Consider the following 17,815-nt stretch of genomic DNA (forward strand, 5'->3'; position numbering starts at 1 on the left):
GGAGTAACTGGACCTACAGGGGCAACTGGACCTACGGGAGTAACTGGACTTACAGGAACAACTGGACCTACGGGAGCAACTGGACCTACAGGAGTAACTGGACCTACGGGAGTAACTGGACCTACAGGAGTAACTGGACCTACGGGAGTAACTGGACCTACAGGAATAACTGGACCTACAGGAGTAACTGGACCTACGGGAGTAACTGGACCTACAGGAATAACTGGACCTACAGCGGCAACTGGTACTACGGTTTTAACAGGAGTTGGAGCTCCAACATGTGCTATTGGCAATTTGGGAGATATTTATATTGATTTATTAACAGGAAGCACCTATTATAAGCTATCTCAACCAGTTTCCCCAATGATTAGACCTATTCCTGCTCCAACCGGTGCTACAATACTTGTAGGTTCATCGCAGACTTATACTACGATTGATGCAGCTTTAGCTGCCGCTAATAATGGTGACAGACTATTACTTGATGCTGAGACCTTTATAATTACAACCACTGTTACTGTTAATAAATCGGTAACGATTGAGGGTCAAGGAATAGGGGCAACTACCGTCATTACTACCTTGAATACTGTAATCTCTATGTTTAATGTTACAGTATCCAACGTTATTTTTCGTAACATGTCAATCATCCAAGATTTCCCTTCTGTTTTAAGTGTTGAGTCTGTTATTTCAATTAATAATTTGTTAGCAACAGGAATATATGTTGATAGTTGTGAAATTTCAGTATGCGAACTTGGCATCGCCATTAAAGCAACTGAATTTCAGATAACAAATTGCAATTTTACCTATGCCCCCGCTGCTTCACCTAACAACGGATACTTCTATATCATTATTTCCTCAACTTCTGGGCAAAGCATTATTGACGGTAACACCTTTGTGTCTGACTCAGGTAACACGCGATGCAGATTTATCATCATCACCAATATAACCGTTAATTCAGGCACACTTCAAGGGAATTTAGTAATAAGCAATAATACACAAGATAACCTTTCTCCCGCTACATTAAGACACCTGTTAGATATCGAGGAATTTGTGGGTACAAATTTTGGTTTATTTCTTCTAAACAACACAACAGTAAATGAAGGGAATGTACCTGTTTTATTGTTTAACGCGGACCTTACTATATTTAAATTCATAGAAGTTGTTGGTAACAGTATTCAAAATACTGCCGGAAAGGGACTTATCGGCATTGACTCGAGTTCTATCGGTCAAACACCTATTTTTAGTTCTGGTAATACAATTGCAAACCAATTTTTCACTTTAGGGTGGGCTTCTGCAACTGTTCCACCTAGTTTTATTGTGGGGTATAATACAACAGTAATCCCAGTGCCACCTAACCTTCCATTAACTAATTGTTATTGGCTTATGTTGATTTGATAACGTATAGATGAAATATAGAAGTTTAATATATCTTTTGATTTTTTGTTTCTTACGATTGGCCATTACTGCTATTCCCTTTTGCTACAAAATAAAATCAATCTTCATTATGGGGTACAGCCGAGATACGTGTAAAAATAGGTTATAGGCTTACTTTTATTTCTAATCTGGTTTTTTATAAAATTCCTTTATTCGTCTAAGCTTTCATTTTCGCTTGTCATATAAACAAACGTTTAGGTGACAAATGAGAACCAGGATAAAATAATCATATAAGGGTGTTTTTGCCCATCCCCCGAAAAGTGGGAATAAGTGGTTTATGTAACAATAGAACCAAATAGTGTTGGTTATCATATAGGATTTCTTGTACCAGGGATAACGTGAGGAAAATACGGATTTACAACGTTAAGAAAACTACAGCATAGAAAAATCGATTCCTTTACGTTTAGGAACCGATTTTTAATTTGGCTTATTAAGCTAACGCCACCGTTAGTTTTATTAAAGAACATTTATGTAGAAAGCAGATTAATATTTTATTTGTATTCTCATATGAACTATCATTAATTTACAAGGGTTGCCACCACATCACCATCAAGCTAAGATTTTGAGGTACCCCCAAAACGAAATTTTTATCTCTTGGCAGTTATTTATGTAAATTTAACTCGTTTTTTTCGTTTTAGGGAACAACCGATATCTTAAGTTGATGGCTATGGGTATTAATTTTTTCTTAGCTTGATGGGCATGGGGTATTTGCATTTCTTAGGTTGATAGCGATGTGGTGCTACCCCTAAAAGTAAATTATATAACAGAAATAAGATATACATAAGAAATAGAGTCCCTTATTATTAGGACTCTATTTTTATGATTGCTCATGTATTCTTTCATGAGATCACACTTCCATTAGCAATTGTTTAAGTTTTTAGGAAGCCTGTTTTTTATAAGAACGAATTTTTTTATAGCGACCATATTTTACAACATGACGAACGTCTAATTCTTTATAACCCTTATTTTGGATAGTTTCTGAAACATCTACGATAATTGTGTTAGTTAAATATCATATATCGGTCTTTGACGATCGGATTAACATATTCATAAAGTCCTTTATAAACAAGGTTGCTAACTTCAAGATCAGTTTCCTCTTTAACTTCTCTAATGGCACTATCAACAATACTTTCCGGAAATTCCAAAACTCATTACTAAAAACACAGTATCATACGGAACATTAAACACCGTTTATTGATTGTAGTGCTAGTCCATTTATTATTTCCAAACCCATTTAGAATGATCAATAAATGGGGGCAGATTATGTTGATATTTCGTATAAATAATATCATTACATTAATTTTCTTTCGGAAGTACAATTCTTTTATACAATTGAACTGTAATAAAATAGTAAATCGAGTAAATCACTACGAAAATAATAATTGGTAGCCAAATACGAAAGTACGGATCAACCAAAAGAACTCTGAACATATTCATACCAACTAATACGTGAACAATACCCACAATTGCTGGGACTAAAAATATAAAGAATAACTCCTTATAAATCGATTGTATTAATAACTCCCGGCGAACACCGATTTTACGAAGCATTTGATAACGTGTGCTATCTTTGGATGCACCAGATAGAATTTTAAACATTAAGCAACTTGCCATCATTGCTAAGAACGCAATTCCAACGAAGAATCCCATAAACATTATTCCGCTGGTGAAATCACGATTATTATTATATGTTTGATACTTACTATTCAGTTCTTCAGATTTCATATTTTTATATTTAACTACCTGTAATTCATCAAGTTGTTTCCATTCTTTTAAGAATTTCTCAAAATCACCTGTTTTCCCAATAAACACAGTATTTTCTTTACCCTTCATACCATCGTATATGTTTTGATCTACAACTTTTATTTCATGATCAGGATACATATAATCTGGCTGGATTGTTCTGAAAGCCTGGATCCATTGTTTTGTGTTCCTCTCTCCTTTAACCCATTTTATTGAAAATGCACCAATTGGTAATCTCTCTGAAACTTTTTCTATTTTCATACCTTGTATGAAAGGGCGATTTTTCTCTATATCTTCTTTTAGATAATAAACATACCTATCATCAACTTTGTAATGATATTCAAACTTTTCTTGAAATAGGATACCACTCAAAATTTTCTTTTCTTCCGCTGTTGGATTATGAATGACTGAATCGTAAATTCTTATTTGATCAGTCATTTTTAGAATGTTGTTTTTAAATGCCATACCACACGCAATTCCACCAGCACCAAGAGCCACTAAGATTGCTACTGTTGCAAGCACATTTGTTAGGCCATTAATGCGGAAATTTAATTGTGCAAAAGTAAAAGCATTGAGGCCTTTTTCACTACATTTTTTATTACTCTTTAACTTGTTAATCATAACTGGGAGAAGTGATCCAAATATAAGGTAAGTACCAACGGTTGCTGTGATTAATCCAATGGCCATTAATCCCAGACCAATTAGCGGGTTTGCATATGACATATAGATCAGTGATCCATAACCAATACCCAATAAAATCACACCAAGGGATGCAACTACAACTTTCATTTTTCCTTTTATGGCGACACGTTCTGTTTGTGCATCTGCATGTACAAGTTGTAATACAGAAAAACGCGCTAGCTTAATACTACTTATACTTGCTGATAGTACAAATAATACAAAGAAAAAGATGCAAGTATAAGTCATAGATGGCATGTAAAATGCTTGATAACCACTAACAGGAAGTTCTAATTGTTTCATTAATAACTGACCGACACCTTCTGCAAGCCCTACACCAACTGTAATTCCAATCACAAGAGACGCGGCACCTAATATGATTGTTTCGATAAACATAAGTAAGGTAACTTTATGCTTTTTTGCTCCTAACATCATATACATACCAAATTCTTTTTGGCGAAGAGCTGATAAGAAAGAGTTTGCATATAAAATATAGAAAAATGTGATAACTGCTAACAAGAAGGAACCAATTTTAAATATAAATGCAATATCCCTAATAGAAGAGTTAGATTCAAGGAACGTTTTATTGGATGCTAGCGTTTGAAACATATAAAAAGTTGAAATAGAGACAATAAGACCAACAAGTAAAACAATGTAATCTTGCAACTTACTTTTTAGGCCTGACATGGAAAGCTTAAATAACATGATTGAACTTCCTTCCTTACGCTTTTTGTGTGCCTAAGTTTGCAAGCACGTCTAAAATTTCTTTATAGAATTCTTCACGTGTACCACCGCGATGAATTTCTTTATATAGCTCACCATCTTGAATGAATAAAATACGTTGACAGTAACTTGCACTATATGGATCATGCGTAACCATCATAATCGATACACCTTGTTCTTTATTTAAGTTTGTCATTGCATCAAGTAAACTCGTTGCATTTTTAGAATCTAGAGCTCCAGTCGGCTCGTCTCCTAAAATAATTGCTGGTTCATGAACTAACGCACGTGCTGCTGCGGAACGTTGCTTTTGTCCACCAGATACTTCAGAAGGATACTTTTGAAGTATCGCTGTAATGCCTAACATATCAGCTACTTTTTCTACTTTCCTTCCAATATTACGAGATGAAACACCTTGAAGTGAAAGTGGAAGTGCAATGTTTTCATATATAGATAAATTCTCTAATAAGTTAAAGTCTTGGAAAATGAATCCTAATTTTTGCGAACGGAAATCAGAAAGCTCACCTTGCTTCATTTTCGTAATATCCGTACCTGCAATTTCAACAATGCCGCCCGTTGCTGTATCTAACGTTGAAATTACATTTAATAATGTTGTTTTACCAGAACCAGAAGGCCCCATAATACCAACAAACTCTCCCTCTTGAATCGAGAATGATACGCCTTTTAACGCGTGTGATTGATTCTCACCTTTTTTACCGTACAATTTTTGAATGTTTTTTACATCTACAACTGGTTTTATCATATATATCCTCCTACGTTTTTTTATTTCATTACAATAAGCTACTATGTTTGTTTACTACTAACAAAATAGTCATGTTGCATCCACCCTTAAGCTACAATGAAATCTTTCCTTTTATCTTCTTCACTCACCTCATCATTTTGAATACATTCATGATAAACTATGAAAATTAGGAAACACCCCGTAAAATCCTTAAGATTTCTTAAGTTTTTATAAAAAAAAAGCTTATGGAACCTGTAATTCCATAAGCCATTCTATTTAATTGGATGTTCAACAATAAAGGACATCCAGCCATCTTTATATTCTGCATATATATTACCATGATGAAGTTCAACAATTCTTTTTGAGATAGCAAGCCCCAAACCATTTCCCTGGTCATCTTTTCTTGCCTTGTCCCCCCTGAAAAACCTTTCAAACAATTTATTTGGATCGCTAACAGGCGGCTTCTCGACTTTATTTGATACTTTCAAAATCGCTTTGTTATCTATTAATTCAAGACATACGGATAATCCGGAAGGTTTCATGCTGTACTTTATCGCATTCATAAACAGATTTTCATAAACACGTACCATTTTTTCTACATCCATGAAAATAGGTATTATTTCTTCCGTGATTGATTTTTGAACGATTAAACTTTCCTTTTCAAATATAGGAATGTATTCTCCAACTATTTGCTCCAACAAACCTGATAAATCGACTTCATTAAAGTTTAAATTAGCATCTATGCCTGATAAACGAGTATATTCAAACAGCTCATCAATTAAATATTTCAGTCTCTGTGACTTTGAATACGTGGTTTCAAGGTATTCCTGTAATTGTGTTTTACTGTTGTATTGCCCTCTTTTTAATAAATCTATATAGCCAATAATAGATGTTAACGGTGTGCGTAAGTCATGAGATACATTGGTTATAAGTTCATTTTTTGTACGTTCTAATCGTCTTTCTTGTTCAAATGTATTTTCCAATTCCTTGGACATATAGTTGATATTTTGAGCAAGTTGGGTCAATTCGTCCTTCCCCTTAATCCCAATTGTCAGACCTAGTTTTCCATTGGCAATATCATTCACATTATCAGAAATGAGCTTCAAATATACTATTTTCTTTCGAACCAATATCAAAAAAAGTATTATAAAGGTAAAGATTGCGAACGCGAATAAGAACAACATTGCGATATTGAATTCAAACAAACCCCAATGGTCGTATTTTCTAAATAATGGATCTAAAATGAATAGAAAAGTGAGGATTGTAAAACCAAACGAGATAAAAAAACTTACTGCAACAGCAACCAAAAGCTTTATAATTATTTTATTTCTAAAACTAATCTTCTTCATATTTTATACCCAATTCCCCACACAGTTTTAATATAAATGGGATGTTTAGAATCCTCTTCTATTTTGTCTCTTATTTTTGTAATATGCACCATGACGGTATTATCTGATTTATAAAAAACCTCTTTCCAAACAGCTTCATATATTTTTGCAACGCTCAGGACAACCCCTTTGTTACGGGCAAGTAGTTCGAGAATATCAAACTCTTTTGGAGTTAACCTTGTTTGCTTTCCTCTTACCCATACTTGACGTGTATCTGTACTCACGGTTAAATCACCAATTTCTAGGATACTTTTATTATGATCTATTGACGCATTGTATTTTTTAAACCTTCTTAATTGGGATTTTACCCTAGCAATTAATTCCAATGGGTTAAACGGTTTTGATAAATAATCGTCTGCACCAGAGGCTAGACCCTGAATTTTGTCTATATCCTCAGATTTTGCAGATAGCATAATGATAGGCATATTGCGGTCTTCCCTAATCTTCATACACGCTTCAATACCATCCATATTAGGCATCATAATATCTAATATAATCAGATCAAACTCCTTTTCTTCTAACAGTTGTAAAGCTTCAATAGCATCTTCAGCCTTTTGAGTTTTCAGACCTTCATTTTCTAAATAAACAGAGATAAGATTTCTAATCTCTTTATCATCATCAACAATAAGAATTTTTGACTCCATATTATTCCTCCACATTTTTTCTAATATTGAACAATTAAAGACATTTGCAGGTGAGACATGTCTATCGTCGCTTTATTGTTAACTTGCAAACGGAAAACAAGAAATAACATAATGAATATAGTGATATCAATCCCCTAATATATTGTTCAATATATACTGCTAAGCCATTTTACAATTCATAAGATTCCTTCTTCTTATAATTAATTTCCCTTTTAATACACGTGTGCTTGGCCCATATTTGACAATGTAATTTACTTTCTTCAAATCAATTCCTTCAATCATTTTATCTCCAATAAACCTTAAACTAGGAAGGGCTGCACCAACTGATTTTTGGCTCATTATATACAGAAATAAGAAAGTGAATTGTATTCATACTTAATCACCCCACTGGTAAGAATTCATACTCATACTCTAGAATCCAAACCTTAAGAAAAAGGGGCAAAAGTTCTTAAGAATTCTTAATCTTTCTACAGCAGTTTGTCTTAAAAATATATAGTCACTCTTGAAATGTTCACTATTAGCTTCTCATTGTAATAATATTTATTAATAACACCTAAAAAATAAAGTAAAGTATTAGATTCAACTTCCAATAATCCAAGAGGGAGTCCATAGTAATTTATAGAAGATTCTGGGGTAGGCATTACATTAAATAATATCGTAAAGAAATTCGTAAATTTAGAAAGATATATACGCTAGCCCAAAAGGAGACTGGTGCAAATTTTCTTAGCAGATAAAAAGTTGGTATGATTGCAAATGGATTTTATGCGATCGTTAGTAATTGATGTAATTCATCGTACACTAAAAAAAACGAAATTTCGTTGTTGCAAAAGGATTATGAATATCTAATCCAATTAGAAGAATACAATAATCAATTATCGAAGTTAACTTCATACAAAACTAATAACAAGCATTAAAAAACTTTGCCTACTCTTTAAAATGGAAACATAATCTATTTATCAAGTAGTCAATAATGAATAGAAATTTTGTTTAGGGGGTATTCCAAGGCCATGGCTTGATAGTGATGGCCTTGGAGTACCCCCTAAACATAGAAAATTGGACATTTATTCACAAACTCTACAAATTTTAGGGCGCTTTACAAAGAGACTCCGCCTTTTCAGCGTACAATGAATCTCAACAATTACTAGCTACTTCCTAAACATTGTTCCTCATTTACCAACCTGTTTATGCTTTTTTTAAAATTTGCACAGAACCAACACTTTCTTCATATTACTTATTATCCATTATCGGCTGGAGCCTCTCCTGTATTCCCATTATTACTTGGTTGCGTTGGCGTTCCATGGCCACCCCCATTGTTTGGCGGCGTTGTATTTCTTTGGCCACTACCATTGTTTGGCGGCGTTGTATTTCCTTGGCCACTACCATTGTTTGGCGGCGTTGTATTCCCTTGGCCACTACCATTGTTTGGTGGCGTTGTATTTCCTTGGCCACTACCATTGTTTGGTGGCGTTGTATTCCCTTGGCCACTACCATTGTTTGGTGGCGTTGTATTTCCTTGGCCACTACCATTGTTTGGTGGCGTTGTATTTCCTTGGCCACTACCATTGTTTGGTGACGTTGTATTTCCTTGGCCACTACTATTATTTGGAGTATTTTGCTTTTGCTCTTCTTGTTTCTTTAATTCCTCTTGTTTCTTTTGCTTTTCTTGTTGCTTATTTTGATTATTATTACTTGGCTTTTCAGTCGTATTTGGAGAAGAATCACGTTTCTCACCTTTAATACGTAATTCGCTACCTTCTTGAACTACACTTTTCGGCATTTTAAATTGCGACTTATCTGTAGCCATCTTGCTCATCATTTCTTTAAAAATCAACTGAGAAATTTTCGTATTTTTACTACTAATATAATCGTCTTTACTATCTTTTATATATCCAGTCCATACTGCCATCGTATATTGTGGTGTATAACCAGCAAACCAACTATCACGAGTTGCACTTTCTGGTAGATTATATTGTGCTATTTGTTCTAAAGAATAGTTTGTTGTACCTGTTTTACCCGCTACATCTAAAGAATCTATATTAGCTGCTGTACCCAATCCAGATGAAACAAAAGTACGAAGCATATCAGTAATCATATATGCTGTAGAATCCTTCATAACTCGTTTTGGCTTTTGCTCAAAGCTTTTTGATTTACCATCTGGATAAACTACTTTCTTAACAAAATGCGGCTTCGTATACTTACCATCATTACCAAATGCCGCATAAGCACCTGCAATTTCAGTTGGTGACGCTTCATTAGTACCAATCGCTGTTGACTCGGTCGGTACTACATTAAAGGTAATACCTAACTTTTCAGAGAAAGCTTTTGATTTATTAATTCCTACTTCTTTTGCAGTTTTAATAGCCGGGATATTTCGGGATGTTTTCAATGCATCACGCATTGTAATTGGTCCTAAATGCTTTCTATCTGCATTTCTAACTTCTTGTCCTGTTGAATACTTAAATGGAGAGTCATCAATTTGATGGTAAGTAGCCCATTTTAAATATTCAATTGCAGGAGCGTAATCAAAAATTGGTTTCATTGTTGAACCTGCTGAGCGATCTAATTCAATTGCTATATTATGTCCTTTAAATACAGCTTTATTTTCACCCCGTCCGCTACCAATTGCACGAACTTCTCCTGTTTTCGTATCCATAAATGTGAAAGCCCCTTGGAATTTCTCATTTGGATAATTTATAATATTTTCATTTAAAAGCTTGTCCGCAAAATCCTGTGCCTTTGAGTCTAATGTTGTATAAATTTCTAAACCGTCAGATCCAATATTAGCATCTGGTAATTCTTTTTCTACTTCTTTCACAACCGCATCCATAAATGCAGGATATGGCATTGCTTGAAGTTCTGTTGCAGATTTAAGCCCATCTGTTACTTTAACCTGTGAGGCTTTTTCCATTTCTTCTTTTGTTATATAACCATGTCGATTCATTAATTCTAGTACAACGTTTCTTCTTTCTGTTGCCCTTTGAACATTTTCTTTTTTCGTTGGATCATAGTTATTTGGTGCTTTCGGTAAACCGGCCAACATTGCAACTTCTGGTAATGTTAAATCTTTCAATTCTTTACCGTAGTAGTTTTGTGCTGCTGTTGCGATTCCATATGAACGGTTACCTAAATTAATTTTATTTAAATACATCTCTAATATTTCATGTTTTGAATATTGTTGTTCTAGTTTATACGCCAAATAAATTTCCTGAACCTTACGCTTTGACGTTTTTTCCATCGATAAGAAGTAATTTTTAATAACTTGCTGCGTAATCGTACTTCCACCTTGAGAGCCGTAATCCCCTTTTAGGCTGACTAAAACTGCACGTGCAGTACCTTTAAAGTCTACGCCACTGTGCTCATAAAAACGTGCATCTTCTGTCGCTAAAAAGGCATTTTCTACTAATTTAGGAATTTGATTATACATAATATTCGTTCGTTTTTCTTTCCCATATTCATATATCAATTTTCCATCTTTATCATAAATTTTTGAGGATAACGGATTAACAAGTTTTGCTTTCTCAAGTTTTGGCGCATCCTTGATCATAACGAAAAAGGTAGCAACCCCTGCGACTAATCCTACAATACCAAGTAGTAAGCAACTGATTAAAAATTTGCGAAAAAACGATGTTTTACCTTGTTGTTTTTTAGAAGCGGGGTGTTTTTTCTTTTTAACTTGTCGTCGCTCCTCTCGAGAACGATAATTTTCTGACATGCTACTTTCTCCTGCCTTTCAATTCTCCCTTTGATTTACTTAAAATTATTGAGGTCACCTTCAGAAATATACTTATATTTAAAAAGTGTTTTAATCGGAATCAGTCAATATTTTCCTAATCTATAGACTATAAAACTAAGATTAACTCTTGAACAAACTATTTTCATCTCTATTCTTTATAATAATGCTGCCCCTTAAAGCAAGGAAATTGTGAGCTGTTCCTCATCTCTTTGTACTATATCTAATATTTGTAATAGTGAGTTCTTGGACCACTCGTCTAATATAATGGTTCTTGTTAGCATAATCGTAATGAAATAAAAAGAATGTAAAAAACGATTCTTTTGATGTAAAAAGAATCGACTTCTAATTTTATCCTATAGATGGTATGGAATATAGGGAATCAGAAAGCAAAGGTAAAATCAATACCCTCACTAGAGAGCATCTATTGTAACCTTGGCAGTCTGCGCGATTAGCTCAGTATCATATATAGCATCTTGACTGGACAGAATTGCAATGATAATCGGTTCTCTGGTTCTCTATTCGGTGGCTAAACGATGGCAATATCATTAGGTGTTCCGTAGCTTCTGGCTCCAGATTTATCATCGACTTCCCAATCTTTTGGTACACCAGCATGGATGAGTTCGTCTCCTGTAGCGTTTCCGCGCATCCAATCCGTAGGGGTTTTACGTTTATCAGTTTGGAGTGCATCTCTGACCGTGAAAGCCTTAAGATTGGTAGCAAGTGTTTTTGCTGTACTTGTATCACAAATGTCTCCCGGAGTAGCTTCGTTCAAATCCTTTAGGTCCGTCTAATTTCTTGGATAAAGTGTTCCCCGCAGTGTTATCACTGTAACGAATAGCAGCCTCCGCAATTTCCCCAAGAGTCATACCGCTATCCACATGTTTCTCTGTAATTGGTAAATACTCTACTAAATCATCTTTTGTATAAGTGATAACTTCGTCTAATTTGTCAATTGGATATTGTAGTAACAATATCCCTGTAACCAGAGCCTTAAAGGTAGATGCGTAAACAAACCGTTCATTAGGTGATCGATAAGTAACTGCCCAGTTTGTACCGGTGTCGATTTCATAGACACCCAGTCGAGCGTCAAACTTTTTCTCGAGTTGTGCGAATTCTCAATGAGCCGCATGATTTGTATGTTTAGTTTTCTCTACTTTTTCTTTTGCTTCCACCTACAATGGTTCACCTGTAAAAAGTTTTACACTTGCAAGACTTAAACTTAGTATTCCAACACACATCCCTATTTTTAACATCCTTGTACTTTTCAAGATAATCAGTCCTTTCGTATTCTGCAGTACTTAAAATAGATGTCAAACCAGATTCAGTGTATTAAGTTTGGGCACTAAGTTTTTAGGATTACACTTAATAGACAATCTAAGTAATAAATTTGTTCCACATTTACAAATACATTAAATTTAACGAATTCCCCGAAAAAATTCTCCTTCCTCAAGCGTGTGAAGGGCGTAGCCCAACGGTAGGTGGGAGATGAATTTCGGTTTGGCATAGCCAAAAGCTTTTGATAAACTAGCTATATGAAGTTCTTTGATAACTTGATATATGAGGTTGCAGGAAGAAAATTGAGTGCGAAAACTAAGCCATTCGGTTCCTGCGTAAAATATCAACCGTACCAAAAGAGCGTCCAAGCGTTGGACATCTAGGGATGGAACACCCCGAAGTAACGGTCAGGGAGACGAAAGGTTGCTTTCATCGTGGAACTGAGAAGCTCCCACTTCAAGCTTTGCTAAGTGGCGAGTAGTTCACAGGAATAACTTATTGCCACACAACAGTTCCCTAGTCTATCCTTCAATTCAGATGTTCTTTTCCTTTTTAGTATAAAAATACCCCTTTAGATAACCACCTAAAGGGATAGAGCATCGTATCTTTTTTATAAACATCGCGAATTTATTTTAAAACCATAGTTAACTCTGCCTTCTTGTTATAATCTACTTTTGCGAATTCTCGATCACTATATCCTTTTAAAGACCAAGCAAATTGATTTCCGTCTAATAGTTCATTAATAGGTTCTGTTGAATTGGAATCCCCTTGAACAGTTTTAATTAATAAATCTATGCATCTATAAGTCAATGGAGCCTTATCTTTTAGCTCTTGCTTAGATGATTCGCTAAAATAATAATATGTAAAACATTCCGCAAAATATTCTTCCTTATTTTCGTAATATTTATCCGGGAAAAATTTCTGTCTCTCTTGACTGAAAGTAACATCAAACAAATCAGTATGACTTATATTAAAAAAAACCACTCGATCAATTGCATGCGCTATTTCATGAAGTTCTAAATTAATGGAACCATGCCCCTTTCCTCTTTCACTAAAACCTATTCTAGCCATTACAGGTTTTCCACCAATATCAGATCCCACACCTGGTACATCATCCCAGGTCAATTGTTTTCCTTCGGCATTGGTTTGCCCTTCCCATCCTCGTGGAATTAATCCTTTTAGGTCCCTGTATTCGTCAGACTCAGTGATAGGATAATTAACAAGTTTTACATATGTTCCGTCTGCCACTAATTTATCAAGTATGCCGCTTTTTATTTTTTTTATTCTATCAACCATATGTTGTGCCTCTTGATATTCTTCCACATTATTTCCTCTTATATCAATATGAATAAGCCTTTCATTTTTAGTCTGTTGTTCTTTTATAAACTCAAGGTTGTTTAAAGTTTCGGCTGCAAGGGGATGGTTTGTAAGGGAAATAGACAGAATAAATATTAATAATATCAAAATTGTATTTTTTTCATATAAATCCTCCCGTTATATGATTTTTAATAACCCTTTGATTAAATAGGGATATTTCAAAAAACAAAATTGATAGTGATTGAAGAAATAAGCATTCCTTTTAAAAGCCTCATTTCATGATTCCAATAATTCTGGGTTAATTTTATTTTCCATACTGGCTTGCCTTTTTATATTGTATGTATTGAAGGTCTTTTAAATGAAAACAACCTAAATCTCGGATACATAAATCATTTGCTGTTACAGTTGGGACACACAGAGAGCCGTAAGTGCGATCATGTTGTTTACCTGGACCTGTATGAATATGTAGGAACTGTCCACCTGGATAAACCGATGAAAATACATCTGGGAGTTGAAATGCAGTTGAATCTAAAATACGAGTATGCTTGAAAACAGAAGTGTATGGAGAAGAAATCGGCATAGATGCGGCCAATTTTTTTCTTAGTAGTTCGGCTAGTAGGGGGTGTAAAAGTAGGACGGCCGCCTTATTAAACCGTTGATTCAGTCCCTCAGGACTTGATGAGTGCTTCGATTGATGCGACTTACTTTAAAAACGGACTCAAGTTCATTTAGTGAATAATTACCATCCTCCCATTCTTTCAATATGTTAAATTTATCCTCCGCAGAGTAAACTTTTTTAGACATTAACAAAACTCTCCTTCAAGCAAACAGATTTTTATTTTTTATCTGTCTACCTAAAGGAGAGCATATCAGTTTAGAAAGAATAACGTTTTCTTGGTACTTAGGGGTATTGTTGATGGGCATGTATGGTGCTCCTATCAGTATATCCAAGTTTGATAAACCATTTTTATATGTTTCAAAGTTTTTACATCAGAACCCATATTAGTTTAGCTTTTTTTTGCACCTATAACTTGGACATCATCAAATAATATATTAGATGTTCCATTTGACGTTAGAATCCCAACATGAGTGTTTGCTAAATCCCTACTTGTAATAAATTCTAGTTGTATTTCTTGATAGCCTGCTTTCCCCTTAAGCTCGACTGTTTTTGTTATTCGCTCATGTTTCAAATTATCTGTGAATATCGTTACCTTTTGTCGCTCATTTCCATCATTGGAATTCAATTTCACTTTTATACTCAAGGTATATTTAGAGAATGGTAATACTTGATCTTGAATATAAGTCCAAGTATCTCCATTTGTACCAATCATACCAGCTTTCCCTGTGATACCTCCATTTACAATACCACCTAGGTTAATCCAATTTAACCGTTGATCGTCAAAATTATCCCGCGCTATCACTTGATCCCGTTCCACAGGTTCTAATTCAATTTGATCTAAGGAGAATTTACCTTGTGAATTTTCCAATTTCAAATCATGTGCACCTTTTGTTAACTTAACAATAGGGCCTTCTACAATCTTGTAAGAACCATATTCTCCTTTAACAGTGTCCGCTGCATTTCCAGTAATAGGAATAGTAGTGTCATCTATTTTTGCATAGTTACCACCAGGTTTTCTATGTGAAAGACTGATTTTAGAATTCTCGTTAGCTGCAACCTTATATCTAATTTTATATTCCTGTTCTTTAGAAATTTCGACGCCATATGCTAAATAAGAATTGGTAGTATCAGTTTTCATCGCTTTTTGCTTAGCATGTATAGATTCCACTTGTGGTTGAAAATTGCTCATTCCACGGTTATACTTTGCAGCTGGGATTGTTGTTATCATATTTGTCATTAGATAAGTGGACGACTGTGTAAGATTCTTGTCGACAAACCCAAATACTACTGCATCAATACCTTCAAATCCTGGATAGGTACTTCTGTTAAATGCGTGAATTTGAGAAAGTTTTTGATTCGGATATTCAAAAATATCTTCTTTGTATGATCCGCCTGAAAAATATCTACCAAAGTAAGGGTTATCTCCCCCAGTATCAAATTTAAAGTCAATATAATTAGGAGTACGGCTTGATTGCGCCTTAACTCTAGTAATCGGATTATCAGAAGGATTTATAAGAGTCTTTAAAGCCCCCCCACTTGTATTTCCAGTCCATCCAGGAGTAGTCCAATTGGAACCACCATTCTGCTTATCAGAAAACCATGGTTGAATAGCATCAATACGATCAAAGGATCGTATATCAAGCTTGTGCAGATCCCCTTTATATTCTTGAGAATCTAGGATCTTTTGTATGTTTTCCCATGTTGTTCCTTCCCCTGTTCCTCCTTGTGGTATGACTGCGCCTTTAATAGAAGAATAAATTTGCCTAGAATTTTCTTGCATTACGCCTTTAGAATATGTTTCAGGATTTGTTGCTGGAAACAAGTCTACAAAATCTAAAACGCTTAATGTATATTCCCTTACATAATCATTAATATGATTCCATCTGTCAGTATTTCTATTTGGTTGTTGCGTATTAATCTCTTCAGCTTCTTTTTTCCTTTTTTCCAATCCATCATTATATACTTTCATAGCATAATTCGTATATTCTTGAATAAGTTTTTTCTGATTATCCTTATATCCTTGCCATTGATCTTTATCCATTCCCCATTCTTCACCATATAAAATCATATCTCTCTGTAATAAGAGATGAGCATTTGCAGCTTGCACAAAGATTGGAGCTGTTATTTGTTGATATACAGAATCATTTGATTTTTCAGGCGTTTGAATAACAGCAATAAACTCTTTCAACTTCCTATCTGCTGCTCGGACAGCTTCAATTACTGGTGTGCCAGGCTCTTCTACTCTTTTCAAGCTATTTTCACTGTCATTATATATTTGGAGAACCCGTTGATACTCTTTTATCGCTGACATAGCCCCATTAAATTCAGCACCCATAAGATATTTATGATAATCATTTATTTTACTATCTATTTTTTCATCGATGTATGTTTCTAATTGCCTCCACATATCCGTTCCGTTAGCATCATTAGTAGGAATAAACACACTCCAAATGCTTGCTAAAAGACTAGCTGGTGGTGGTAATAATGATAATCCTGTTGTCATCATGCCTTTTAGAAAAGAAATAGTACCCGAACCAGCATCCCCTTTGTTCTTAATATTGACTAATAAAGGTTGCCACTGATTGTTATTAAATGCATCTATAAATTGTGAAAAAGTTACTCCCTTATAAGGGTTCTCAAACCAACCATATGAATCTATCGGAAGGCTATTTTGATTAATATTTTTTGTTTGATTTTCTTGTAAATCTTCTTTTTGTTCATTTTCTGCAAATGCCGTATAAGCAGTTGGAATGTAGGTTCCAGCAAATACACCCGTAGCTAATGCGATAGATAATATTTTCTTTTGTTTCTTTGTCATAAAATCCCCCGTTCCCATAAGTAAATCCCCTTATGCTTTGTTCTTTGGGTGCTTCTGATACAAAAATTCAGAAATATTTTCTTGTCAAATTCATGCCTATAGTCTTGAGAATAGAAGAAGTATACTCTAATTTCATTGGGATATAGTCTTAATAGTAATGATTGACACAACATTTAGCAATTCTATGAAAATCCCCGCCTTTGATAGCTATTATGTTTATTTAAAAGTGTATTTTTAAATATTCCTCTTAATAAACGTAGTAAAAAAAGAAAATTTAATGTGAAAATCATACACTAAAGGTTAACTATCATTTAAAAAGACATAATATTATAACTTTTCTTACATTTATTGAGTTTTAATAAAAGGGCTAGCGACTCGTTTACTAATCCAGATATAAATGGTGGCTAAATCTGACCCAGAAAACTTACGTTTCTGCTTTACAAACCCAATTTCTCTTGCAAGTTCTTCTAAAAATACAGGTGTCACATATCGTTGTAATTCCTCTACAAATGGTTGTAGTTCATCTTGAATCGAGAGATTCATCAAAAAAAGTCATCCTTTCTAAATAAGCTAGATTAGAAAGGATGACTTTTTTTGGTACTTGAGGGTAGTGAAATACTCGCCACTTAGCAAAGCTTGAAGTGGGAGCTTCTCAGTTCCACGACGAAAGTACCCTTTCGTCTCCCTGAGCGTTACTTCGGGGTGTT

Annotated in this window: 8 protein-coding genes and 5 pseudogenes; 1 reads left to right on the forward strand and 12 read right to left on the reverse strand. The window is 34.5% G+C overall.

The features are described 5' to 3' along the window. The coding region (locus tag MR155_RS29030; protein ID WP_242311845.1) for a collagen-like triple helix repeat-containing protein at window positions 1-1,392 on the forward strand (1,392 nt) is incomplete at its 5' end. A gap of 1,043 nt (window positions 1,393-2,435) precedes the next feature. Here MR155_RS29030 and MR155_RS29035 read toward each other — a convergent pair. The 12 genes and pseudogenes from MR155_RS29035 to MR155_RS29090 form a co-directional block, all read right to left on the reverse strand. Then, a pseudogene (locus MR155_RS29035) lies at window positions 2,436-2,576 on the reverse strand (DNA mismatch repair protein MutT); the annotation flags it as partial. 151 nt (window positions 2,577-2,727) lie between these two features. Continuing rightward, window positions 2,728-4,557 (reverse strand): FtsX-like permease family protein, encoded by a 1,830-nt coding sequence (locus MR155_RS29040; protein ID WP_201038260.1) that lies wholly within the window; start codon window positions 4,555-4,557, stop codon window positions 2,728-2,730. Window positions 4,558-4,573: 16 nt separating this feature from the next. Continuing rightward, the gene (locus MR155_RS29045; RefSeq protein WP_201038259.1) at window positions 4,574-5,335 is read right to left on the reverse strand and encodes an ABC transporter ATP-binding protein; all 762 of its coding nucleotides are present in this window, start codon (window positions 5,333-5,335) and stop codon (window positions 4,574-4,576) included. A 251-nt stretch (window positions 5,336-5,586) separates the two neighbouring features. Continuing rightward, window positions 5,587-6,663, reverse strand: coding sequence for a sensor histidine kinase (locus MR155_RS29050; RefSeq protein WP_201038258.1), 1,077 nt, complete (start codon window positions 6,661-6,663; stop codon window positions 5,587-5,589). Next, window positions 6,660-7,346, reverse strand: coding sequence for a response regulator transcription factor (locus MR155_RS29055; protein WP_061675857.1), 687 nt, complete (start codon window positions 7,344-7,346; stop codon window positions 6,660-6,662). The genes MR155_RS29050 and MR155_RS29055 overlap by 4 nt, the downstream gene beginning before the upstream one ends. Window positions 7,347-7,505: 159 nt before the next feature. Then, window positions 7,506-7,685, reverse strand: coding sequence for a ribose ABC transporter ATP-binding protein (locus MR155_RS29060; RefSeq protein WP_078204041.1), 180 nt, complete (start codon window positions 7,683-7,685; stop codon window positions 7,506-7,508). A gap of 895 nt (window positions 7,686-8,580) precedes the next feature. Next, complete coding sequence (locus tag MR155_RS29065; protein ID WP_242311847.1) at window positions 8,581-11,058, reverse strand: PBP1A family penicillin-binding protein; 2,478 nt, start codon at window positions 11,056-11,058, stop codon at window positions 8,581-8,583. Window positions 11,059-11,489: 431 nt separating this feature from the next. Continuing rightward, window positions 11,490-12,353, reverse strand: a pseudogene (locus MR155_RS29070) (serine hydrolase). Window positions 12,354-13,002: 649 nt separating this feature from the next. After that, window positions 13,003-13,818, reverse strand: a pseudogene (locus tag MR155_RS29075) (anthrax toxin lethal factor-related metalloendopeptidase); the annotation flags it as partial. A gap of 175 nt (window positions 13,819-13,993) precedes the next feature. Beyond that, window positions 13,994-14,347: pseudogene (locus tag MR155_RS29080) on the reverse strand (IS4 family transposase); the annotation flags it as partial. 331 nt (window positions 14,348-14,678) lie between these two features. Then, window positions 14,679-17,108 carry an insecticidal delta-endotoxin Cry8Ea1 family protein gene (locus tag MR155_RS29085; RefSeq protein WP_242311849.1) on the reverse strand — a complete coding sequence of 810 codons (2,430 nt, stop codon included), beginning with the start codon at window positions 17,106-17,108 and terminating at the stop codon, window positions 14,679-14,681. A gap of 366 nt (window positions 17,109-17,474) precedes the next feature. Beyond that, window positions 17,475-17,651 (reverse strand): annotated as a pseudogene (locus tag MR155_RS29090) (IS4 family transposase); the annotation flags it as partial. Window positions 17,652-17,815 lie beyond the last annotated feature (164 nt).

The sequence above is a fragment of the Bacillus cereus group sp. BfR-BA-01331 genome, from assembly GCF_022663915.1.
GTDB classification, from domain to species: Bacteria; Bacillota; Bacilli; order Bacillales; family Bacillaceae_G; genus Bacillus_A; species Bacillus_A mycoides.

Coding starts and splice junctions, on each gene's coding strand:
- MR155_RS29040 (WP_201038260.1), bottom strand. CDS start 4,557: ATGTTATTTAAGCTTTCCATGTCAGGCCTAAAAAGTAAGTTGCAAGAT.
- MR155_RS29045 (WP_201038259.1), bottom strand. CDS start 5,335: ATGATAAAACCAGTTGTAGATGTAAAAAACATTCAAAAATTGTACGGT.
- MR155_RS29050 (WP_201038258.1), bottom strand. CDS start 6,663: ATGAAGAAGATTAGTTTTAGAAATAAAATAATTATAAAGCTTTTGGTT.
- MR155_RS29055 (WP_061675857.1), bottom strand. CDS start 7,346: ATGGAGTCAAAAATTCTTATTGTTGATGATGATAAAGAGATTAGAAAT.
- MR155_RS29060 (WP_078204041.1), bottom strand. CDS start 7,685: ATGAGCCAAAAATCAGTTGGTGCAGCCCTTCCTAGTTTAAGGTTTATT.
- MR155_RS29065 (WP_242311847.1), bottom strand. CDS start 11,058: ATGTCAGAAAATTATCGTTCTCGAGAGGAGCGACGACAAGTTAAAAAG.
- MR155_RS29085 (WP_242311849.1), bottom strand. CDS start 17,108: ATGACAAAGAAACAAAAGAAAATATTATCTATCGCATTAGCTACGGGT.